Annotated in this window: 22 protein-coding genes, 1 tRNA gene and 3 pseudogenes; 15 read left to right on the top strand and 11 right to left on the bottom strand. The window is 66.3% G+C overall.

From position 1 onward, the window contains the following. Nucleotides 1–25: 25 nt before the first annotated feature. Nucleotides 26–253, bottom strand: a complete 228-nt coding sequence (locus ACWKSV_RS00740) for a hypothetical protein (RefSeq protein ID WP_056439331.1) — start codon at nt 251–253, stop codon at nt 26–28. A gap of 146 nt (nt 254–399) precedes the next feature. Here ACWKSV_RS00740 and ACWKSV_RS00735 point away from each other — a divergent pair, with 146 nt between their 5' ends. Beyond that, a complete protein-coding gene (locus ACWKSV_RS00735; RefSeq protein ID WP_156884217.1) occupies nt 400–585 on the top strand; it encodes a hypothetical protein in 186 nt (61 codons plus the stop codon). 139 nt (nt 586–724) lie between these two features. Here the strand turns inward: ACWKSV_RS00735 and ACWKSV_RS00730 are convergent, their stop codons facing one another. Continuing rightward, nucleotides 725–1,360 (bottom strand): S24 family peptidase, encoded by a 636-nt coding sequence (locus ACWKSV_RS00730; protein WP_237243555.1) that lies wholly within the window; start codon nt 1,358–1,360, stop codon nt 725–727. A gap of 78 nt (nt 1,361–1,438) precedes the next feature. On the opposite strand from ACWKSV_RS00730, the gene ACWKSV_RS00725 reads away from it, so the two are divergent. The 12 genes and pseudogenes from ACWKSV_RS00725 to ACWKSV_RS00670 all read left to right on the top strand — a co-directional run. Continuing rightward, nucleotides 1,439–1,615: a hypothetical protein gene (locus ACWKSV_RS00725; RefSeq protein ID WP_168371576.1), complete on the top strand. Its 177-nt coding sequence runs from the start codon at nt 1,439–1,441 to the stop codon at nt 1,613–1,615. Further along, nucleotides 1,612–1,965 (top strand): hypothetical protein, encoded by a 354-nt coding sequence (locus ACWKSV_RS00720; RefSeq protein ID WP_156884216.1) that lies wholly within the window; start codon nt 1,612–1,614, stop codon nt 1,963–1,965. Before ACWKSV_RS00725 ends, ACWKSV_RS00720 begins: the two co-directional genes overlap by 4 nt. Nucleotides 1,966–2,040: 75 nt before the next feature. Then, entirely contained in the window at nt 2,041–4,173 is a 2,133-nt protein-coding gene (locus tag ACWKSV_RS00715; RefSeq protein ID WP_076715474.1) for a TonB-dependent receptor, read from the top strand. A 149-nt stretch (nt 4,174–4,322) separates the two neighbouring features. Next, the gene (locus ACWKSV_RS00710; RefSeq protein WP_076715472.1) at nt 4,323–5,507 is read left to right on the top strand and encodes an acyl-CoA dehydrogenase; all 1,185 of its coding nucleotides are present in this window, start codon (nt 4,323–4,325) and stop codon (nt 5,505–5,507) included. A gap of 148 nt (nt 5,508–5,655) precedes the next feature. Further along, entirely contained in the window at nt 5,656–6,780 is a 1,125-nt protein-coding gene (locus ACWKSV_RS00705; RefSeq protein WP_076715471.1) for a CaiB/BaiF CoA transferase family protein, read from the top strand. Nucleotides 6,781–6,816: 36 nt separating this feature from the next. Then, on the top strand, nt 6,817–7,368 hold the full coding sequence (locus ACWKSV_RS00700; RefSeq protein WP_184105304.1) for a (2Fe-2S)-binding protein: 552 nt from the start codon (nt 6,817–6,819) through the stop codon (nt 7,366–7,368). A 124-nt stretch (nt 7,369–7,492) separates the two neighbouring features. Further along, nucleotides 7,493–8,494, top strand: coding sequence for an RcnB family protein (locus ACWKSV_RS00695; RefSeq protein WP_076715469.1), 1,002 nt, complete (start codon nt 7,493–7,495; stop codon nt 8,492–8,494). Between the two features lie 73 nt (nt 8,495–8,567). Continuing rightward, entirely contained in the window at nt 8,568–9,254 is a 687-nt protein-coding gene (locus ACWKSV_RS00690) for a prolyl hydroxylase family protein (protein ID WP_076715468.1), read from the top strand. An 89-nt stretch (nt 9,255–9,343) separates the two neighbouring features. Then, complete coding sequence (gene recJ / locus ACWKSV_RS00685) at nt 9,344–11,098, top strand: single-stranded-DNA-specific exonuclease RecJ (protein ID WP_076715466.1); 1,755 nt, start codon at nt 9,344–9,346, stop codon at nt 11,096–11,098. A 57-nt stretch (nt 11,099–11,155) separates the two neighbouring features. Beyond that, nucleotides 11,156–11,230: transfer RNA gene (locus ACWKSV_RS00680), tRNA-Glu, on the top strand. A 95-nt stretch (nt 11,231–11,325) separates the two neighbouring features. Beyond that, nucleotides 11,326–11,538 (top strand): DUF6538 domain-containing protein, encoded by a 213-nt coding sequence (locus tag ACWKSV_RS00675; RefSeq protein WP_076715465.1) that lies wholly within the window; start codon nt 11,326–11,328, stop codon nt 11,536–11,538. A 140-nt stretch (nt 11,539–11,678) separates the two neighbouring features. After that, a pseudogene (locus tag ACWKSV_RS00670) lies at nt 11,679–11,830 on the top strand (IS5/IS1182 family transposase); the annotation flags it as partial. Between the two features lie 545 nt (nt 11,831–12,375). Here the strand turns inward: ACWKSV_RS00670 and ACWKSV_RS00665 are convergent. The 9 genes from ACWKSV_RS00665 to ACWKSV_RS00625 form a co-directional block, all read right to left on the bottom strand. Then, nucleotides 12,376–12,777 (bottom strand): YbaN family protein, encoded by a 402-nt coding sequence (locus ACWKSV_RS00665; protein WP_076715463.1) that lies wholly within the window; start codon nt 12,775–12,777, stop codon nt 12,376–12,378. Next, complete coding sequence (locus tag ACWKSV_RS00660) at nt 12,761–13,390, bottom strand: biliverdin-producing heme oxygenase (RefSeq protein WP_076715462.1); 630 nt, start codon at nt 13,388–13,390, stop codon at nt 12,761–12,763. Before ACWKSV_RS00660 ends, ACWKSV_RS00665 begins: the two co-directional genes overlap by 17 nt. Before the next feature lie 29 nt (nt 13,391–13,419). After that, the gene (locus ACWKSV_RS00655) at nt 13,420–14,169 is read right to left on the bottom strand and encodes an energy transducer TonB (protein ID WP_076715460.1); all 750 of its coding nucleotides are present in this window, start codon (nt 14,167–14,169) and stop codon (nt 13,420–13,422) included. Next, nucleotides 14,159–15,631, bottom strand: coding sequence for a surface lipoprotein assembly modifier (locus tag ACWKSV_RS00650; RefSeq protein WP_076715458.1), 1,473 nt, complete (start codon nt 15,629–15,631; stop codon nt 14,159–14,161). Before ACWKSV_RS00650 ends, ACWKSV_RS00655 begins: the two co-directional genes overlap by 11 nt. A 59-nt stretch (nt 15,632–15,690) precedes the next feature. Beyond that, nucleotides 15,691–16,461 carry a Slam-dependent surface lipoprotein gene (locus ACWKSV_RS00645; RefSeq protein ID WP_237243554.1) on the bottom strand — a complete coding sequence of 257 codons (771 nt, stop codon included), beginning with the start codon at nt 16,459–16,461 and terminating at the stop codon, nt 15,691–15,693. A 113-nt stretch (nt 16,462–16,574) separates the two neighbouring features. Beyond that, the gene (locus ACWKSV_RS00640; protein ID WP_076718008.1) at nt 16,575–19,610 is read right to left on the bottom strand and encodes a TonB-dependent receptor; all 3,036 of its coding nucleotides are present in this window, start codon (nt 19,608–19,610) and stop codon (nt 16,575–16,577) included. A 167-nt stretch (nt 19,611–19,777) separates the two neighbouring features. Next, nucleotides 19,778–20,695: a FecR family protein gene (locus ACWKSV_RS00635; protein ID WP_237243553.1), complete on the bottom strand. Its 918-nt coding sequence runs from the start codon at nt 20,693–20,695 to the stop codon at nt 19,778–19,780. A gap of 65 nt (nt 20,696–20,760) precedes the next feature. Beyond that, nucleotides 20,761–21,255: a sigma-70 family RNA polymerase sigma factor gene (locus ACWKSV_RS00630; RefSeq protein ID WP_483666827.1), complete on the bottom strand. Its 495-nt coding sequence runs from the start codon at nt 21,253–21,255 to the stop codon at nt 20,761–20,763. A gap of 20 nt (nt 21,256–21,275) precedes the next feature. Next, complete coding sequence (locus tag ACWKSV_RS00625) at nt 21,276–21,539, bottom strand: hypothetical protein (RefSeq protein ID WP_156884214.1); 264 nt, start codon at nt 21,537–21,539, stop codon at nt 21,276–21,278. A 92-nt stretch (nt 21,540–21,631) separates the two neighbouring features. Here ACWKSV_RS00625 and ACWKSV_RS00620 point away from each other — a divergent pair. After that, nucleotides 21,632–21,792, top strand: a pseudogene (locus ACWKSV_RS00620) (transposase); the annotation flags it as partial. Beyond that, nucleotides 21,787–22,053: pseudogene (locus ACWKSV_RS00615) on the top strand (IS630 family transposase); the annotation flags it as partial. The pseudogenes ACWKSV_RS00620 and ACWKSV_RS00615, both read left to right, overlap by 6 nt. Nucleotides 22,054–22,186 lie beyond the last annotated feature (133 nt).

Genomic DNA, 22,186 nt, shown 5'->3' with positions numbered 1-22,186 from the left:
GCTTCGGGTTCGCCGGACAGTCCACCTAGTGAACGGTGCCGATGGCCTCTTCGCTCGACAACAGGTCGATCAGCCGCTCGATCTGGCGCCAGCGGCAGAAATGGATGTGATTGCCCTGATCGCGGCTGCGATCGGCGCGCGCGGCGGCTTCGCCGCTCGCCGCCAGGCCAAAGGTTTCCATCATCTCGGCGGCGTCCGCCACGTCTCGATCGGTCAGGAATGGCGCGACATAGGCGTCGCGAAAATCGCGCATGGAATCTCCCCCCGGAACCGCGCTGTGAAACTTCGGAGGGCACCCCTAAGCGCGGGCTATGAATTAAACCACCCCCTGAAATGGTTAACCCGATTTCGACCATGGATGGCTGGTTTCGCGCCCCCGCGCATGGCAGGAATGGCGCCATGACCGACCCGCAAATACCGCGCCCTTCCCAGTCTTCCGCTCATGCCGGGGGCATCTTCATCGCGCTGGGCGTGGTCGGCGGGATCGTCGCGGGGCTGGCGACCGGCGAAGTCACCATAGGGGTTTTGATCGGTCTGGCGATCGGGGTCGCTGTGGCGCTGCTGGTCTGGTGGCGCGGTCGGTAAATCATAATCCTCCCCGGTTCGGGGAGGTGGCAGGCCGAAGGCCTGACGGAGGGGGGCTTCCACAAAGGTCGTCCCTCGTCGCAATCCCCCTCCACCGTCGCTGTCGCGACGGTCCCCCCCCCCCCGCGGGCGGGGAGGATCAGGAAGGCATGCGCATCTGCCAGACGACGCGACCGATCACCGCGATCGGACCGTCCGGCACCGGCGGCGCGGCGGGGTTGTCGCTGGTGGCGACCAGTCCCCCTGCTCCCAGCCTAACCCGCTTGACCATGAGCACATCGCCGACCCGGATCACGTAAAGCCCGCCGCGCGCATTGGGCCGGACGTCGCGCTGGTCGACCACCAGATGATCCCCGTCGAGCAGCCCCGGCGCCATCGAATCCCCCCGTACGCGGATCACCGAGGCCGCCCCGTCGCTCAGGCCCAGCCGCCGGGCCAGCCCGCGATCGATCGCCTCGACACCGATCATCACCTCGTCATCGACCGTCGCCCCCGGCCCCGCCGACGCCGCGACGGCCAGCCGGGGCACCAGCATCGGTCCAGTGGCGGGAAGCGCCCCTAGCCGCGTCTCGGCCACGCCGAAAAACTCCGCCAGCTGCCGCCGGTCGCCTTCCGCCAGCACGCGCGGCGTGCCGCGCTGCACGAACTGCTGGAGATAGGCGTCGTTGCGCCCGATCATCCGCGACAATGCCGCCAGGCTCACGCGGGCGTCTGCCGCAAGCGCCTGTAATGTCGCCCTGATATCCGCCTCCGCCATAGGATCGAATATAGGCATAGGATTTTTCCTAGACAAGTTGGGAATCGGAACAGATCATGAACAACGGAACAGGAATCGGACTTTGGGAGAATGTCCATGGAATTGCTGCGCATGATCGACCGCTATCTGAAAGCCAGCCTCATGCCCGAGACGAAGTTCGGGCGGCTGGCGGTCAACGATCCCCGGCTGGTCAGCGACCTGCGCAAGGGGCGCGAGCCGGGGCCTGAGATGATCGCGCGCGTCACCGCCTTCATCAAAGGACAGACCGCATGACCGTCCATGCCCGGATCGAGCGCGCCATGCCGCCGCGCACCACCCCCTGCCGCCGCCCCGCCGATCGTGGCGAACGGCTGGCCCGCACGCTGGTCGCCCATGCAGCGCGCGCCGGATGCGTGGTGCGGTTGACCGTCGCCATGGTCGAACCCTGGTGCTCTGCGACGTTCAGCGGATCGGTGATCGCCCTGACACTCGACGCCATGCCCGGCCCCGCCCTGACCCGCTGGCTGGCCGCCCTGCCCGAGGCGGACATTCCGCTCGGCCGCGACCTGATCGCCGACATCGCGGTGGAGGCGGAGCCATGCCGGTTGCGCGTCCTGCTCTGCCAGGACGCAGCGAACGGATGACAGGCGCATGAATTTTTCCTTGATATGTTGTAACAAGACTGTAGTCGGCATGGCATCACAAATCGGAGCCGTCCCTTGTTCAAGCCCGTCCTCCTGTCCGGCCTGTCCGCCACCGCGCTTGCCAGCCTGCTGGCCGCTCCCGCCACCGCGCAGACCACCAATGCCACGACTACCAATCGTGGCCGCGAAATCGTCGTGACCGCGCCGGTCCAGCAGTCGGAGGCCGATGTGCTGTCGGGCACCTCGATCGTCACCGGCGCGGAGCTGGAACGCTCGATCCGACCGACCATCGGCGAGACGCTGGCGCGGCAGCCGGGCGTGTCGGCGACGTCGTTCGGCCCCAATGCCTCGCGCCCCGTGCTGCGCGGTTTCCAGGGCGAGCGTATCCGCGTGCTGACCGACGGGATCGGTTCGATCGACGTGTCGAACACCAGCGTCGACCATGCCGTCGTCATCAACCCGCTGCTCGCCGAGCGGGTCGAGGTGCTGCGCGGTCCCTCTGCGCTGCTGTTCGGATCATCGGCGGTGGGCGGCGTGGTCAACGTCATCGACACGCGCATTCCGCGTGTCGTGCCGGAAAAGGGCTATCGCCTGTCGGGCATGGCGACCTATGGCTCGGCCGCGACCGAACGTTCGGTCGCGAGCGCGGCGGATGTCGCGGTCGGCAAGCAGTTCGTGCTGCACGCCGATGGCTCGTATCTGAAGACCGACGATCTGAAGATCGGCGGCTATGTCCTATCGCCGCGTGCCCGTGCCGAGGCGCAGGCCTCGGCGGCGAAGGCCCCCAATGACCCGCTCAACTTTGCGGGTGTCGCCAACCTGCGCGGCCGCCTGCCCAACACCGCCAGCGAAACCTGGACGGCGGGGGTCGGCGGGTCGCTGATCACCGACACCGGCTCGCTGGGCATCGCGTACAGCCATTATGACAGCCTGTACGGCGTGCCGGTCCGCTACGCCCTGACGCCGGGCAGCGAGGAACCCGAAGCCCCGCGTCTCAGCCTGGTCCAGAACCGCCTCGACCTGCGCGGCGAGATCGAAACGGGCGGCGGCTTCCTCGACCGCATTCGCCTGCGCGCCGGTGCCGCCGAATATCGCCATTTCGAGCTGGAGGAGAGCGGCGAGGTCGGCACCGCCTTTTACAACAAGGGCATCGAAAGCCGCCTGGAACTGGTCCAGACCAAGCGCAATGGCTGGCAGGGCGCGTCGGGCGTGCAATTCTTCAACCGCGACTTCGACGTGCGCGGCGAGGAGGCGTTCCTGCCGCGCAACAACACCGCGCAGGTGGGCCTGTTCACGCTGCAACAGCTGGATCGCGGCGCCTTCAAGATGGAGGCCGGGGCGCGCTATGAGCATACCTCGCTGACCGCACGCACGGCGGTCAGCGACAACCGGTTCTTCCGGGGCCAGCGCAGCTTCGATGCCTTTTCGGGCTCGATCGGTGCCAGCTACGGCTTCGCGCCCGACTGGCGGGCGGGCCTGAACCTGTCGCGCACCGAACGCGCGCCCTCTGCCGAGGAGCTGTTCGCCAACGGCCCGCACGCCGGGACCGAAGCCTATGAACTCGGCAATCCGGACTTCAAGAAGGAGTCGAGCTGGGGCATCGAAGCCACCGTTCACGGGCATGGCGAAGGCTATAGCTTCGACGCCTCGGCCTATTACAACCGCTTCTCTAACTATATCTATGACGCGCTGGTCCAGCAGGGTCCGTGCGAAGCCGCCGCTGCGCCCTCGGGCCGCGAGGTCGACCTGCCCTGCTTCACCTATGCCCAGGCCGATGCCCGCTATTACGGCATCGAGGCGGAGGGCTCGCTGCGGCTGGCCACGATCGGCGGCTATGCGATCAATGCCGACCTGCTGGGCGATTATGTCCATGCCCAGATCATCGGCACCGGCCCGGCCCCGCGTATCCCGCCGCTGCGCCTGCTCGGCGGGCTGGAAGCGCATTCGGACAGCGTGAACGCGCGTGTCGAGGTGGAACGCAGCTTCAAGCAGAGCCGCGTGCTTGGGCTGGAAACACCGACCGACGGCTTCACGCTCGTCAACGCCTCGGTCCAGTTGAAGCCCTGGGGTACGGTCAATCCGACGACGCTGACCCTGTCGGCGAACAACATCTTCGATGTCGATGCCCGCCGCCACGCCAGCGTCCTGAAGGACTTCGCCCCGCTGGCCGGTCGCGACCTGCGCGCGACGCTTAGCTTCAAGCTCTGACGCAAACCCCCTACGCGTTGGAAAGACTGGCCCTTCCCGCTCATGGCGGGAGGGGCTTTTTGTATTCGCACGGATGGTCGCAAGTCACGGCCGGGGGTGGACAAAGCGTGCCGCCTTCCCGAGAAGCGGAGACATAAGGAGAGAAAACAATGTCCCCGATGGGCAAGTTCGACTGGGCGGACCCGTTCCTGCTCGACGACCAGCTGACCGATGACGAGCGGATGATCCGCGACACCGCGCGCGCCTATGCCGACGACCGGCTGGCCCCGCGCATCATCGACGCCTTTGCCAACGAACATACCGATCCCGACATCTTTCGCGAGATGGGCGAGCTGGGCCTGCTCGGCCCCACCATCCCGGAGGAGTTCGGCGGCGTCGGCGCCTCCTATGTCGCCTATGGCCTGATCGCGCGCGAGGTGGAGCGGATCGACAGCGGCTACCGCTCGATGATGAGTGTGCAGTCCAGCCTCGTCATGTATCCGATCCATGCCTACGGCTCGGACGAACAGAAGAGCCGTTATCTGCCCAGGCTGGCGAGCGGCGAGTGGATCGGCTGTTTCGGCCTGACCGAACCCGATGCCGGTTCCGACCCCGGGGGCATGCGCACCACCGCCAGACAAGTCGAGGGCGGCTATGTCCTGTCGGGCGCCAAGACCTGGATCTCCAACTCGCCCATCGCCGATGTCTTCGTCATCTGGGCCAAGTCGGAGGCGCATGGCGGCGCGATCCGGGGCTTCGTGCTGGAAAAGGGCATGAAGGGCCTGTCCGCGCCGAAGATCGAGAACAAGCTGTCCCTGCGCGCCTCGATCACCGGCATGGTGATGATGGACGACGTGGCGGTCGGCGAGGACGCGCTGCTGCCGCATGTCGAGGGGCTGAAGGGGCCGTTCGGCTGCCTCAACCGCGCGCGCTACGGGATCAGCTGGGGGGCCCTGGGGGCGGCGGAATTCTGCTTCCACGCCGCGCGCCAATATGGCCTGGACCGCAAGCAGTTCGGACGGCCGCTGGCCGCGACGCAGCTCTACCAGAAGAAGCTGGCCGATATGGAAACCGAGATCGCGCTGGGCTTGCAGGCGTCGCTTCGCGTCGGGCGGCTGATGGACGAAGGCCGGTTCGCGCCCGAGATGATCTCGATCGTCAAGCGCAACAATGTCGGCAAGGCGCTGGATATCGCCCGCGTCGCCCGCGACATGCATGGCGGCAACGGCATTTCGGGCGAATATCAGGTGATGCGCCACCTGATGAACCTGGAGACGGTCAACACCTATGAAGGCGCGCACGACGTCCACGCGCTGATCCTGGGCCGCGCCATCACCGGGATCGCGGCGTTTTGATCACCACCCCATTCCTCCCCATCTTTGATGGGGAGGGGGACCGCGCCCGAAGGGCGTGGTGGAGGGGCTTGGCCGGTCCGTTCCGCCCCTCCACCGTCGCTGGCGCGACGGTCCCCCTCCCCAAGCTATGCTTGGGGAGGATTAAGATATGACCAGACCCGCCCCCCTCACTGGCCTGAAGGTCGTCGAGCTGGCCCGCATCCTCGCCGGTCCCTGGGCGGGCCAGGTATTGGCCGATCTCGGCGCGGAGGTGGTCAAGGTCGAAAGCCCCGAGGGAGACGATACCCGCCGCTGGGGGCCGCCCTTCATCCCCAATCCCGACGGGACGCAGGACGCCGCCTATTTCCACGCCGCCAATCGCGGCAAGACCTCGGTCGTCGCCAACTTCGCCACACCCGAGGGACAGGCCAAGGTCCGCGCGCTGATCGCCGACGCCGATATCATCATCGAGAATTTCAAGCTCGGCGGCCTCGCCCGCTACGGCTTGGACTATGACAGCCTGTCGGCGGTCAATCCGCGCCTGATCTATTGCTCGATCACCGGCTTCGGCCAGGACGGCCCCTATGCGCCGCGCGCCGGATACGACTTCATCGTGCAGGGGATGAGCGGCATCATGGACCTGACCGGCGAGCCCGGCGGGGCACCACAGAAGATCGGCGTGGCGCTCGCCGACATCATGACCGGGCTTTATGCCGTCATCGCGATCCAGGCCGCGCTTCATATGCGCGAGCGAACGGGGCGCGGGCAGCAGATCGACATGGCGCTGCTCGACACGATGACCGGCGTGCTGGCGAACCAGGCAATGAACTATCTTGCCTCGGGGAAGACGCCGACCCGGCTGGGCAATGCGCATCCCAACATCGTGCCCTATGCGGCGTTCCCGGCGAAAGATGGCTGGTTCATCCTGGCGGTCGGCAACGACGCACAGTTCCGCCGTTTCGCGAACGTCGTCGGGATCGACGGCGACGATCCGCTTTATGCGACCAACGCCCTGCGCTGCGAACATCGCGCCACGCTGACGCCGATCATCGAAGCCGCCACCGCCCGCTGGCCGCGTGACGCACTTCTTGCGGCCCTGGAGGCGGCAGGCGTGCCGGCGGGACCGATCAACACGGTCGAACAGGCCTTTGCCGACCCGCAGGTCCTGGCGCGCGGTCTGGCCATCCAGCCCGAACGGCCCGATGGATCGACCGTGCCGGGCATACGCAGCCCGATCCGGTTTTCCGACGCGGACCTCGCCCTCGACCGCGCCGCGCCGATGCTGGATCGGTAGCCCCCTGCCCCGGCATCGGCTAAGCCCGCTTCCGCGATGTCCAGCTTCACCGTCAACAACCAGCCCGTCCGCTATCGCCTGCCGCCCGACACGCCGCTGCTCTGGGCGCTGCGCGATGCGTCGAACCTGACCGGCACCAAATATGGCTGCGGCACGGGCGATTGCGGCGCGTGCACGGTGGACATAGACGGCCGCGCGGTTCGCAGCTGTCAGGTGCCGATCGGCCGGATCGAGGGCAGCGTCGTCACCACCATCGAGGGGCTGTCGCGCGACCGCTCGCACCCCGTTCAACAGGCGTTCCTGGCCGCCAATGTCAGCCAGTGCGGATATTGCATTCCCGGCATGGTGATGGCCGCCGCCGCGCTGATCCGGAAAAATCCCGATCCGTCCGAAGAACTGATCCGCGCGCAGATCACCAATCTCTGCCGCTGCGGCGTTTATCCGCGTCTGGTCGAGGCGATCCAGCGCGCCGCCCGTGCGGCACGGGGTGAGGAGACCATCCCGGCCGCCCCCATGCCCGGCACCGATCCCGGCGATGCCGCCCGCGCCGTACCTGCGCTGGTGCCCGGCGCGATGCGGGACGAGTGAAGCCGCATCGGGCCAATTCTTTCCCGTTGCTGACAGGCCAGTTCAGCAATCGCTCAACGCCGTCATGCCATAAACCCTTCATGATCAGGGTCGGCTCGTGCGCCGACGCATGGGACGTAGGGACATGAACAGGCATTGGATGGCGGCTCTGCTGGCGGCGACCGCGATGGTGGCGGGGGCGATGCCAAGCATGGCGAGCGCGCAGGCGATGATGGATCGCGGCCCGCAAGGTCGCCCCGAAGGCGGCCCCGGTGGTGGCCCCGCCGGTCGAGTCGAGCGGAGCGAAGGACGCCCGATTTTCAACAACCGCGAAGCTTTCCCCGAAAACCGCCCGGCCTTCCGCCCGGACCATCCCGAGGCACCCCGCGCGCCCCAGCCCGCTCCCCGGTTCGAGCAGCGCGATGGCGGCGGACGTGGCGACCGCTGGCGGCCCGAGCCCTCGCCCGCACCGGTGCCGGGCGAAGAGCGCTCCTGGGGCGGCAATCGTGGCAACTGGCGCGATCAGTCGCGGCCCGATCCGAGGCCGCAACCCGATCCGGGCCCCAGCGGCATACGGGTCGACCGGCAGGATCGCGGCCCCGGCTCATGGCGTGATGACCGCCGGGGCCAGTGGCAGGACCAGCGGCGATGGCAAGATCGGGGGCAAGATCGGCGGCAAGACTGGGCGCAAGATCGGGCGCGTGAACAGGATCGGCGCTGGCGCGACGACGAGCGGCGCCAGCGTGACGATCGCGACCGCTGGCGGCGCAGCTTCGGCGACTGGCGCGACCAGAACGACCAGGCCTATGGCTTCGGCGAACGTCGTGCCTGGGCGAATCAATGGAATCGCGGCTGGCGCGGCGACCGGCGTTACGACTGGATGGGCTGGCGCTCGATGAACCGGGGCGCCTATCACCTGCCGCGTTATTACGGGCCCAACGGCGGCTATGGCTATCAGCGTTTCTCCAGCGGGGTGATCCTGGAGCCGATGTTCTTCGGCGAGAATTACTGGCTGGACGATCCCTACGCCTATCGCCTGCCGCCCGCCTATGGCTCGTATCGCTGGGTGCGCTATTACAATGACGCGGTGCTGGTCGACCTGCGCAGCGGGATGGTCGTCGACGTGGTGTACGACATCTTCTGGTGAGCGGGGCGGGAGGGACGTGCGCAGCGTCCCTCCCCTCTTGTCTTTCGGCAAGCATCGTCGCACATCCGCGACCATGTCGTTCTTCCAGAGGAAGCCGAAGGGCCACCCCGCCGCCTCGCCCTTGCGCGCCCGTTTCGCGGTGACGGTCGCCGAGCATCTCGATGCGAACCCGGCGGTGACGCGCGTGGCGACCGACACGGCGCAAATCTATTATTATCCCGACTTCCTGACGCCCGGCCAGTGCGCCACGCTGATGGCGATGATCGACGCCAATCGGCGGCCTTCCACCCTGTTGTCCGACCGCCCCGATTACGGGTTCCGCACGTCGGAAAGCTGCGACATGGCGCGCTGGTCGCCCGACGTACAGCCGATCGACGAATCGATCGCCGCGCTGCTCGGCATCGCACCCGAACAGGGCGAGACGATGCAGGGACAGCGCTACGCCCCCGGCCAGCAGTTCCGCGCCCATCACGACTATTTCCACGAAAGCGAAAGCTATTGGGAAAAGGTGCGCGTCCATGGCGGGCAGCGGACCTGGACCGCGATGATCTACCTCAACGACGTGGCCGAAGGCGGCGCGACCTGGTTCCCCCAGGCGGGCATCCGCGTCGCACCGCGCCAGGGCCTGCTCTTGGCGTGGAACAACATGAAGCCGGACGGCAGCCCCAACGAGATGACGCTGCACGAGGGGATGCCCGTGGTCGAGGGCACCAAATATGTCATCACCAAATGGTTTCGCGAGGGCAACTGGGTCAGCTGACCCCCGCCGCCCTTCCCGCCGCTCTTGTCGCGACGCTGCGCTCCGTGGCATGGCCTCCGCGTGAATTTCCCTGATTTCAAGTTCCGCCGATGACCGACGTTCTCGGCATCGCCCAGTCGATCCTGGGCCAGCCCTGGCGCTGGCGTGCGCTGGCCGCCGATGCTCGCGACGGCTTGGGCTATGACGATCTGGTCTCCCAGCTGCTGCTCGCCCGAGGGTGCCCGCCCGACGAGATCGAGGCGCATCGTACCCCCTCGATCCGGGGCTTCATGCCCGATCCGTCGATCTTTCGCGACATGGACCGCGCCGCTGCCCGCCTCGCCGATGCGGTGGTTGCGCGCGAGCCGATCGCGATCTTCGGCGATTACGATGTCGACGGTGCGACCTCGGCCGCCGTGCTAGTCCGCCTGCTCCGTGACCTGGGCCTGTCCCCGCGCGCCTATATTCCCGACCGGATGACCGAGGGCTATGGCCCGACCGAAGCGGCGCTGCTGCGCCTCCAGGCAGAGGGCGCGAACCTGATCGTCACGGTCGATTGCGGCGCGCAGGCGTTCGAGCCGTTGGCCGCCGCGCAAGACGCCGGGATCGAGATACTGGTCGTCGACCACCACAAATGCGCGACCGAACTGCCCCGCGCCCATGCGGTGGTGAACCCCAACCGCCTGGACGAGACCGAGGGGGCCGCCCACGGCCATCTGGCGGCGGTCGGCGTATGCTTCCTGCTGGGTGCCGCGCTGATTCGTACCTTGCGTTCGCGAGGCTTTTTCGCCGACCGGGCCGAACCGCGCCTGCTCGACCTGCTCGATCTGGTGGCGCTGGGCACGGTTGCCGATGTCGCGCCGTTACGGGGATTGAATCGGGCGTTCGTGGCGCAGGGCCTGAAGGTCATGGCGCAGCGGCGCAATATCGGTTTGGCCGCATTGACCGACGCAGCCCGGCTGACCCGCGCGCCGACCTGCTCCGATCTGGGCTTTGCGCTGGGGCCGCGCATCAATGCGGGCGGTCGCGTCGGTCGCGCCGATCTGGGCGTGCGGCTGCTGACCACCGACGATCCCGCCGAAGCGCGCGCGATCGCCGAGGAGCTCAACCATTTCAACGACGAACGCCGCGCGATCGAGGCGGGTGTACAGGCCACCGCCGAAACCACCGTCGACCGCAACCGGCATGTCGCGCTCGTTTCGGGCGAAGGCTGGCATCCCGGCGTCATCGGCATCGTCGCGGGACGGCTGAAGGAAAAGCTCGACCGTCCGGCCATCGTCATCGCGGTGGACGAACATGGGATGGGCAAGGGCTCGGGGCGCTCGATCTCGGGCGTCGACCTGGGGGCGGCGATCCTGGCGGCCAAGGAGCATGGCCTGCTGATCGCGGGCGGCGGCCACGCCATGGCGGCGGGCCTGACGGTCGAGGCGCACCGGATCGCCGAACTGGCCAAGTTTCTTGAGGAACGCCTTGCCGACGCCGTCGTGCGGGCCAGCGCAGGCCGCGCGCTGCTGGTCGATGCCGTACTGGCGCCCGGCGGCGTCAATCCGGGCTTAGTGGGCGCGATGGAGGCCGGTGGCCCCTATGGCATGGGTTGGCCCGCCCCGCGCATCGCCGCCGGACCGTTCCGCGTGATCCGCGCCGATCTGGTCGGCACGAATCACGTCCGCGCCATCGTCGCGGGCGCCGATGGCCGCAGCCTGAAAGCCATGGCGTTCCGCCAGGCCGACACCGCGCTGGGCCAGGCTCTGCTCGGCGCCGGCAGCACCCGCCGCCTGTGGCTGGTCGGCCGCGCCAAGGTCGACGACTGGTCCGGCCGCGACGTCGCCGAACTCCATGTCGAGGATGCCGCATGGGCCGACTGAAAAAAGCGCTTGACGGTTTCCGCACCCTCCCTTAGAGGCCCCTCCACGCCACCCGGCGGCCCCTTCGTCTAGCGGTTAGGACGCGGCCCTTTCACGGCTGAAACACGGGTTCGATTCCCGTAGGGGTCACCAGCACCCGCCAGAATGGCGGATTTGCGCGGATTTGACGGTCTTCATGGACGCTTTACCCATCCTTGTGTACAAAGGATGCGTACAAAGTGATCCGTATGGCCACGCCTTTCAAAGATCCTCGCACCGGCATTTTCTACTTCCGACGGGTCGTACCCGAGGCGCTTCGGCCGTTCTTCGACGGCGCGTCACGCGAGTATAAGCGGACCCGCGAGCCCGACGAAGCTCGCCAACGCTACCACCCGCATGCCGTCGTTTACGACCAGAAGCTTGCGGCAGCGCGGCGCAGATTTGCCAGTCAGCAACTTTGATCGGCGTGATCCATGGTCGACGCCTATTTTGACGGCGTAGACGAACGACAACTGCAGGGCATGGCCCAGAGGTTGGCGTCGCTCGAATTTGGTGCTTTCCAGCACGTCCACGGCCTAACCGACTCTGACCCGGTTCGCGCTATGATAAGGACCGATACCGCGGCCGGCACCTCATCGAGAACGCCTTCTGCCGCCTCAAGGATTTCCGTCGCGTCGCCACCCGCTATGACAAGCTCGCCGCCAACTTTCTCTCAGGCGTAGCCCTCGCCACGCGCTGACCTTCTGGCTTTGATTGGGTCTCGACCTTAGCAAAAACTGATCGTGGCGATACTGACGTTGGATGCGCTACGCAGAACGCCCCGACCCACAAGTGGACGTTTACGCCGCAGCTATCGCTCCCCGACTTCCGCTGTCCGGTCATATCTCAGCAGTGGCAATTGGAACGGCTTGGGTTGGGCCGAAGCCGTCATTCCCGTCGCATCGCCAAAGCGTCGACTTCTGACAAGACCTGACATTTGCGCGATCGGCTAAACGGCACCGTGCGAGCGTGTCGGCACGAGGGATATTGATCTGATCTCACAGATTCCTTCAGTCGGACGCTTCATCGTCATCAGCGTCTCGATGGTGACCGGGCTTTCAAATCACCGCCATGATGGCTTGACCTCGTGCTGCGACTTGAACAGCTTTGCTCCCAAGGGGGCTGATCCAATGAACGCCGAGACGAGACCTGCCAAGCACAGCGCACCGGGCCAGTGTCTCGGTTTCGCGCTACAGCCGGCTGGCGTATTTTATCACCTCCTGATCGTGCCCAGAGGCGCGAAGATATGGTCCGCTTTATCAAGACAACATGGCCGGCCGGACACAAATGTAAGCGGCGCAGCCCGACATGATTAGCGCTACGACGGAAAGCACGCTGACAGGGGGATCCGCGACCGCGAGAAAGATTACATAGCCCGTCACCATACCGCCGACAGCCATCGCCTTGGCTCGACGGCTCATGGCGCCGTCCCGCCGCCACGCGCGCAAGGTCGGGCCGAAACGCGGATGGTCCAGCAGCCACGCCTCCAGCCGGGGCGAGGAACGGGCAAAACATCCCGCCGCCAGGATCAGGAAGATCGTGGTCGGCATCAGCGGCAGCAACGCGCCGACGATGCCCAGTCCGACGCAGAATACCCCCAGTGCCAGCCAGCCGAACCGGATTGCCCGACTCACCCGGCCCCCATCACGCAAAGCTGTCATCGGCCAGTCTCCGTACATAGAGGAAGGCGTCGCGCGCCCCGTTGAGCATCAGCGCGTCACCCACCTGGTCCAGGTCGAGCGCATCGACCGCCGCCGTGAAATGTTTCCACGACCTGGCGCGTCCGTCCGGGTGCCCGGCCAGGTGACGCGCTCCGAACGTCTCGTCGAGCCCCAGGGCCGCCGCGCGCTTCAACAGCGACGCCGCACCGAGCGTCGATCCCTCTGCGACCCACAGCCAGCCGATCGCCATGGCGGCGTCGACCCGGGTCGTGTGGAACGGCCGGGACCCGTTGTCCTCCGGTGGCGATCGACCCAGATCCTCCAGATCCTGCCGCACGCGGTCCAGACGCCGCCGAGCGGGCAGGTCCAGCGTCGCCGGGAGCGGCAGTGACCGTGAGTAGAGCCCCTCGATGGCCCGATGAAAGCGATACTGCATCTCCAAAAGGCGCACATAATGATCGCGGTCCTGAAAGGGCTCGGCCGAGATGATGCGGTTGTCCAGCCCGTCATGCGCGCTCCGCGTGGCCTGCATCAGCCGCTGCGAACGGGATATCGGCCGGGCGAGCGCGGCCATCGGGGCGCTCGGCTGGGATTGGGATGCGATCGGGGTCATGGCGATACTCCTGGAAGAAGGGGAAAGGGTCAGCGGTGCAGGGCGAATTCGATCGGCACCTCGACGGTGACCGGATCGCCGGGAACGGCGTCCTCGACCGCGGGCAAGGGCGCGGCACGGCGCACCGTGGTCCGCGCTTCCATGTCGAGCAGCGGGTAGCCGCTGCCATGGACCAGTTCGACGGCGATCACCTCGCCCGAGCGGTGCAGGGTGATGGCGATGCGAACGACGCCCTGTTGCCGCGCGGCCTCTGCCTGGCGCGGATAGCGACGATAGCGTTTGAGATGGCCGAGCAGCCGTGCACGCCAGTCCGCCGCTGCTGCGGCCGCCGCCGAAGCGGCCGGGGCGGTCGTCCCAGGGCTTTCGATCGGCTTCGTGCCGGATTGCGGCAAGGGAGGGAACGCAACCGCGTCCGCCGGCTGAGCCAGCGGCGCGGCAAAGGGCTGTCCGAACGATGACGGGTCGGCGATCACGGGCACCGTGGGAACCGTGGGGGATGTCGGTGCCGCCGTCGGAAGGGATGGCCTGTGAGCGGGAAGCGGCGGCGCAGGCGTCGGTGCAGGCGGAGGCGCCGCTCGATCAAGCGCAGGCTGATCGAGCGGCGCCTCCGCGACGAACACCGCCATCGGCCCGGCGTCGGCTACTTGGGTCGGCGGCGCGATCACCCGGATGCTGAGCAACATGATCCCCAGCAGTCCGGTCGCCACCATCGCCCCGGTTCCGAACGCCCGCGCCTGCACCGGCTGGCGATAGCCGGTGGGCGCGACCTCAGAAGGCATGTTCCAACCTGATGCTCGCGGCGGTGCGATGAAAGGAATAGAGCCAGTCGACATTGCTCTTCACCCGATTGTGCTGGAGAAGGATGTTGGGCGTCAGCCCGGCGAGACGCAGCGTCGGCAGGCGGAGGACGGCGGTCAGGTTCGCCTCGCGGTCGTGGCGGACGGCCTCCAGCAATTCGCTATAGGCCGCGTAATCGCGCTGCCGCACTGACCCGATCAGCGTCAGTTCGGCCCAATCGGCAAAGCCGTGCACCACCCCCAGTCGCGCCCCGACATGGCGATAGGCATTGGCGCGTTTCCCCGCCTGCTTGTCGCCCGCCTCGACGCCGGCGAACAGTGTCCAGCCGCGTGGGCGTGACCACCAGCCGGTCAGGGACGCCTCGGTCAGCGCACCGTCGAGATCGTCGAAGCTCCGCCGATAATTGAAGACCCGGCGCACTACGTCCAGACGCAACGCGGTGCTGGGTGACGGGGTCAGCATTGCCTCGGCACGCAAGCCCGGTGCGGTGAACAGCACCCGGTTGCCGAAGCTGGACAGATCGAAGGTCGGCGACAGGGTCAGGCTGCGCCGCGCGGTTTGATGGTCGTAACCGATCTGCGCGCTGAGTGTGGCCTGGTTGTAATCGCCATGCGCCGGCCAGGTGTCGCCATAGACGAAGGCCCGGGCCAACAGCCCGCCCTGCCCCTTCAGCGCGATCCGGCGGCTGATGCTCCCCTCGACATTGAGGCCGACGGAGGCGATCGCCGGTGGCAAGGTGCGGTCGATCAGGCAGGCGCCATCCGCGCCGAACAGCAGGCAGGTCTGGCTGGCGGAGGTCTGGTTGAGGTTACTGCTATATCCCGGCCCCGCCGCGATCATGCCTTGCCAGCCACCCCGCCTGTCGAGCGCGTCGAGGAAGGTGTCGACCGTCCGGCGGACCCCGGCGGCCTGCTCGCCCTGCCCCACTAATTGGTCGCGGATCACGCGGAACAGGTGGCGGGCCTCCCGGTCCTTGCGGTTCTCGAACAGCACGCGGCCGAGCTCCAGCTGCCCCGGCAGGAAGTCGGGCTGGATCGCCAGCAGGGCGCGGTACTGCCGTTCGGCCTCGGTCAGCCGCCCGTCGCTGCGCGCCAGGCCGCCGCGCGCCCAGGCGACCAGCATTGGATCATGGCGAGCCAGCGCCAGATATGGTGGCAGGAAGCGACGGACATCCGCCCAGTTCTTGCGCGCCACCGAAAGGTACAGCGCCCGGCCCAGATCGTCCGGGTTATGGCCGACTGAATAGACCTGTCCGTCGATGGCGATACGATCCGGCGGCTCAGGTCCCTCGATCGCCTCGCGTTCCGAAAACGTGGTCCGGCGATCGATACCGGGGTCGAGGCGCAGGCGGTTATCCTCGCTACGCGCACTCTGGCCGGAAGCGGGCGCGGCCACCCACAGCATGGCTAGCGTCAGGAGACAGGTGGAGACAGCGTGGCGCATCAGATCGGCACGAAGCCGGGGCTCCCGCAAGGGAGAGACGGGAGCCCCAGCCCTTCGCGTCAGTTCTTCGTGCCGCCGAAGGCGGTGTCGTGCTGACGCGCACCGTCGAACTTGACGGTCCCGGCCAGCGCCGCGGCACTGGCGCCGAAGAAGCGACCGCTCACCGCGCCGCCCGACGCGACGGTGGCACCCGACTGGGTGGCGACGGCATTACCGCCCGCGAATGCGGCCCCGTTGATCCGCGCCGTGCCGATATTGACGCCCGCCCCGGTCGAGGCGTTGGACAGGCTGCCACGCAGCGTCCCCGTCGATCCGGACGCAAAATTGGCGGTCAGTGTGCCGGTCAATACGCCCTTGTTGGCATAGTCGCTGATGCCCTTGACCGAATAGGTCGCGGTGCCGCTGGTCGGAACCGTCGTACCGCTGGTGTTTCCGACATAATAGACGGTGTGATCGCCCGCCGTGGCGTTGCCCGTCTGCGACCATTCGCCGAACCACAGATCGGCAGAGCCGACGCGGGCGAAGCGGAAGTCACCATAGCTGCTGTGATCGGCGGTATCGCTGGTCGCCATGTTCAGATGGCGCACCCCATTCAGGTCGGGCGCGGCGTAAAGGCTGAGCCCTTGGAAATCGACGCGGCGTCCGTTGGTCCCCGGCACGCCGATCCCAGCCCGCCCCGCCACATGGGGGCCGCCCTGCACGTCACTCTCGCCCACGGTCACCTTGCCGGTGTCGCTGGAACCACCGGCGAACTGGGCCTGCGCCGTACCGGCGGTCAGGACCGTGGCGAGGCCGGCGAGAACAATGGTCTTCATTATAGTGGAGGTCATGATATTACTCCTGCGGTTGTGCGCCCGATCGCTTCGGGCGCATCGATCCGGCCCCGCCGTGACTGTCCGGTTTTCAGGAAGGACATGCGCGGCGGGGTCGAATAGCGGGATCGTCAGAAGCGGCCTGTCAGGCTCAGCCGGACGGTGCGCCCCGGGGCGGGCATCATCGAACGGGTCAGCGGGTCCGCATAATAACGATCGTTGAGGTTGGTCCCGACCAGCTCGGCCGAAAAGCGGTCGTTCAGCCGGTATCGGACATAGGCGTCGGCCGTGATGATCTCGCCCCAACTGAACGGCACGTTGAGCGAATAGACGTCGAGCTGCTGCTCGCGCGGGAGGTCGGCGATCTTCTGGAACAGCGGATTGTCGTAGCGGCTGTAATAGGTCAGCCGTCCGCCGATCTCGAGCCGCTTGTCGAAGAAGCGCCCGCCGATCGTCCAGTTGACCGTCTCTTCGGGCGTCGCCTGGGTCAGCAGGAAGCCGTCCGGGAAGCCATATTTGACGCATTCGGGAATGCTGCCGTTCTTGCGGTCGGCCAGCGCAGCGGCGCTTTCGTCACAGACCCGGTTTGTCGTCATGAAGGCCGCACCGAGCTGGGTATAGAATCCGCCGGTATCGATCCGCGCCTCCGCCTCGATCCCGGCGATCGTCTGTTCCTGGATATTGCTGAATTGCAGTTGGGTGGACCGCTCGACCACATCGGTGATGTGGCTGCGATTTAAGGTCAGCTTGACGTCGGCACGCTCGTCCTCCCGGTTCAGCCGCAACAGACTGCGCAAATCGCGGACCAGCCCGACCTCGTAGAGCTTGGCGTGTTCGGGCCGCAATGGCGCCGCTGGGTTGAACGACGCCGAAAAACCCAGCGTGCTTTCGAACATGCTTGGGAAGCGCCACGTCTCGATATAGCGGGCATAGGCGCGAGTATGTTCGTCGGCATAGACGGTGGCCGACAGGCTCGGGGCCCAGTGATGGGCGGAACGACGCGGCGCGGTCACGGGTACGGTATCCGTGATACTCTGCAGGACGCAGGTGCCGGTATTGCCCGGAATCGTATTTATCGTCCCGTTCACGCAGGGATTGTCCGCCCGCCGGTAACGCCCCTGGGCATCAGGGACCCAGACCGGGCCAGCTTGATCGAACGAGATCGAGTAAGGATTTGCCAGATAGTCCGGCAAATCCATTGCGATAAATTCCTCGACGTCCGCAGTGGGCAAGCCTGCGAACAAGCTCTGCGTGTAGAATCGCCTAAAGAACGCCTCCCCAATGCCCCTGACCTGGAATGAGGACGTATAGCCCTTGTAAAGGGTCGTCTTCAGGTTCGTATTGCCCTTGGCGATCTGGCTGCGGGTGAAATCATCCACCGCCCAATATCCGGCATAGCTCAGGCCGGCGTTCAGCTTCAGGAAGCTGGCGGGCCGCCACTCGCCGTCCAGCCGGACCAGGAACTCCTCACGCCGCCCGGCGCGCGGGAATTGCCGCCAGCCCTGGAACCTCGCGGGGTCGTAGATGTCCTGCGACGCCAGCTTTTCATGCTGCCAGTTGCCGCTCAGCGTCAGGTCGAGCTTCGTGCCGAGACGCAGGGTGTTGCTGGCGTTGAAGCCATAGCGATCGTTCATCGCATTGGCGCGAGCATTGTCGATGATGATCGGATCGGCGAAAGTCGCGAAATTGGGCATCCCACCGGAATTATAGGTATCGCTCCTTGTGTCGGTGGCCCAGAGATTGGCCTTCAAGTCGATCCAGCGGCTGTCCGGCTGCCACTTATATTCGGCATTATAGGCGCGGGCATGGACCTTGCTGAGCGGCCATTGGACATTGCCCGTGTCGATCGGGATGCGCGACGGCATGATCTCGCCATAGCGAGTGACGCTGTCGCGCAGACTGACCAGCAGATACTGGTCGTCGGCGATGTGCCAGGTGGCTTTCAGCAGCACCGACTCCAGATCGCTGGAGGTGTTGGGCACTTCATTGCCGGGCACGAAGCCCAGCGCCATCCGGCGGATACGGTTGAGGTTCCGGGACGGCAGGCTCGACTGCTCGTAATAGTCCGCCCCGGTCGTGCCGGAGAAATAATTGCCCCGCTCGCGAAAGGCATAGGCCGCGAAGAGGTCGAGCCCCTCGATCCGCACCGCGCCGGCCACGCGCACGGCGCGGTCGCCGAACGACAGGAAATGATTATCCGATCCGGTCCGCGGCACGACCCGCAGATAGGGATCGTTCAGCGCGAAGCTGGGCGACGTCCGGGGAAAGCCGGGCACGGTGCGATAGTCGCGCCCCGTCAGCAGCGTCGGCAGGCGCGGATCGGTCGAGTTGTTGCCACCCTCCAGCTTCAGGTCGAGGCCGAAGATGCGCCCGGGCTGCAGCACGTCGTCGGCGTCCAGCGTGTTGATGACGACCGTGCCGCCGGTCGAACTGCGGATATTGCCCTTGTCGGTCGGCCCGCGCAGCACCTGGAGGCCCGAGATCAGATTGGGGTCGACATAGGCCCGGTTGCTGGCGCCATTATATCCGCGCCAGACGGTCAGCGCCTGTTCGGTGCCGTCGATCACCACGGGCACGCGCCCCGGTCCCTGAATGCCGCGAATGCTGGGATCAAGCGCGCCGCTGTTGCGCGCATCGCCGCTCAGGACGTTGACCATGCCGGTCAACAGATCCGACGTCGTGACGCCCTTGTAGCGTTCGATCTCCGCACGGTCCTTGTACCCGCTGGAATAATCGGCGTCGAAGACCGTGTCATGGCCGCGCTGGGCGCGTGTTTCGGCCACGTTGCGCGGGGCGGCATCGCCTTCCACCTGCAAGGCGTCGGTGACAAGCGGTTCCTGCCGTGCTCCGCCTGCCGCGTGCACGGGCGCCTGCTGTACCGTCAGTACGCCGTCCGCAATGCGCCAGTCGAGGCCGCTCCCCGCTAGCAACCGGTCGAGCGCCCGCGCCCGGTCCATCCGCCCCGTCACCCCGGGTGAGCGCTTTCCCGCCAACAGCGTCGCGTCGACGCCCAGTTGGAGATGGGCCTGCTGCGCGAATTGCACCAGCGCGTCGCCCAGCGGCTGCGCCGCGATGCTGACGCTGACACTTGCCTGCTGGGCCTGTGCCGCTAGCGGCGCCATCAGCGCCGCCAGTGACGAAGCCGCCAGCGATATCGCCAACCCCATGCGTTTGCACCGATTTTTGTGCTCCGGAAATTTCGGATACCCGTTCGTCACGTCGTCCCCCATTGGTAAGAACATGATAATCGCTATTGCGCATCATTCTCATTCAATAAGTAGACGAACGTTCCACAGGATTTTTCGGCTTTTTTCTCGAATGGGGGAAAGGCCGCTCAATCGGCGGTGACGATGGTGATCCAGGGCGTGATCTGTCTTACCGTCGCGCCATGCGCCCGGCGGATGGCTGCCAAAGCCCGGTTGGGCCGACGGAGGTCGTAAACGCCCGTGACACGGCGCGCCATGCCGCTCCCCCGCGCCAGGAGCAACCCGCGATGCCACGGACGCAGCGCCGCCACCACCTCGCCCAAGGGGCGCTTCGCCACGACGAGTTGGCCTTGGGTCCAACTCGCTATTGCCGATGGTGGAGCGGACGATTTCCAGACACGGTCGGTCGTGCAGTCCAGATCCGCTACGTCGCCCGGTTGCATGTCGACCGGGTCGATCGAACCATGCTCGCAAGACGCCCGCACTCGTCCTTCCCGCACCGCAATGCGCGCGCCACCGTCATCGCGTCGAACCTCGAAGGCGGTGCCCAGGTCGGTCACCACCGCATCGCCCACCTGAACTTGGAACGGATGGGCGGCATCGTGCCGGACTTGGAAAAAGCCGGTGCCGCGCAACACCCTGACCTGCCGGGCGCCATCGAGCACGATCGCACTGTCGGGGGCCAGCGTCATGTGACTGCCATCGGCCAGACGGATGCTCCGTACCTCGCCGGTCCCCGTCGAGAGATCGGCCTGCACGATCGGCAGCATGACCTGCCCCGCGAAGATCACCGCGACGAAGGCCGCCATCGCGACCATTAGTGTCCTTCTCCACCGGCTCGGCGCATCGGGGGATGATGCGGGGCCGGCCTCATATGCCTGACGAAGCACATCGGCGACATGATCCAGATCGCGCCAGGCCGCGTCGCACGCCGCCGCCTGCCGCCACTGCCAGAAGCGTGCGCGCACGTCGGCATCGTCGGGACGATCCTGCAACAGGATCATCCAGTCCAACGCCTCGCGCCGACAATGCTCGTCCGCGATCATCCCGTCCCCACCTCGGCGCTCATGGAGACATGACGAACGGCGCGGCCCCTTTTTCGGTTCGTCGGTCAATGCCGCTTCGGCTCCAGGCATTTGCGGCACCGCTCCACACCTTGTGTCACCAACCCATGGGCGGTGGTGACCGACACGCCCAACTCGGCGGCAATCTCCCGCAGCGGAGCGCCGGATACCCGATGAAGCTCGACCGCGCGACGCATGCGGGATGGCATCTGTGCCAATGCGGCCGTCACCAGCGCCAATTCCTGCCGCGCTATCAGCACCCGCTCGACACCCACGGCCTCGCCGTCCGGCATATCGGGGTCGTCGTCGTGGGCCGGCGTTGTCACTTGCTCGCGCCGCCGCCTCTGTCGATATTCGTCCAACGCCAGGTTACGTACAACCCGGCTGACATAGCCGACCGGGGCGTCGATGCTCGTTCCTGCGGCGCCCTGCGACAGGCGAATCCAAGCCTCCTGCACGATATCTTCCGCCAATGCCGTATCGCCGGTCAGCCGCACCGCCTCAGCGATCAGTCGACGACGCTGACCGGTGAACAGCGCCAAAATACGCCCGGTCCGCTCCATCATCTGCGCCGCATATGAATCATCGGTGCGGCGCGAACCGCGCTGATGTCACGATCTGCAATCAGCGCATCAAGCTCCAAAGACAAAAATTCATATGCTTCGGCGTATGGCGATGCGCGCCTCCGAAGGGTGGGCTGAAACCGGCATGAGACGCCCCGATCGTTCTTCGCAGTCCGCTCAACCATAATTGCCGCAGCCTGATCGATCTCCTGCCCCATCATAACGATGCCCATACAGCCGATGCTATTGCGAGTCGACAGCATTTACCCAATGACGTGACGTCCTCCCTGTTTTTTCATCCACGCTGAATGAGAGTTTTCCGGCCCTTTGAAGCCTGCGGGCAAGGAGCTGGGACATGAAGAAGTCGAGGTACAGGAAGAGCAGATTGCGTTTGCGCTGAAGCAGGCGGAGACGGGCACGCCGGTGGCGGAGGTCATCCGCCCTATGGGCGTATCGGAGCAGACCTTCTATCGCTACAACAAGGTATATGGCGGGCTGGGCGTCGGCGAGTTGCGTTGCGACCGGATCGACCCGCCCTGCGTGCTCGACCAACGGATCAACGCCCAGGGCTTCAGCAACTATGTCGAGCACTGCCTCCTGCCGCCATATTCGCCCGACCTGAGCCCGGTCGGACAGGCCTTCGCCAAGCTGGAGCGGCCGATGCGAAACGCCGCAGAACGATCCCATGAGACAACATGGCGCCGCGACGGATCGCTCCTCGATAGCTTCTCCCCCGATGAGTGGCGCAACTATATCGGCGATGCCGGATACGCGTCAGCGGATGTCATCAGGCCTCCAATATACCCGCCGCCATGCATGGCACGGTCACCACTTGACGGTGCGAGAACGACGATGACGAAGCCGAGCGGCCGACACCGTAGAGATTTTTCGGAAGGCTGCGTCCAGTCCG

It is taken from the genome of Sphingomonas sp. SphC10, from assembly GCF_057004845.1.
The sequence above is the reverse complement of the archived record's forward strand: the minus strand, read 5'-3'. Positions and strand labels throughout refer to the sequence as shown.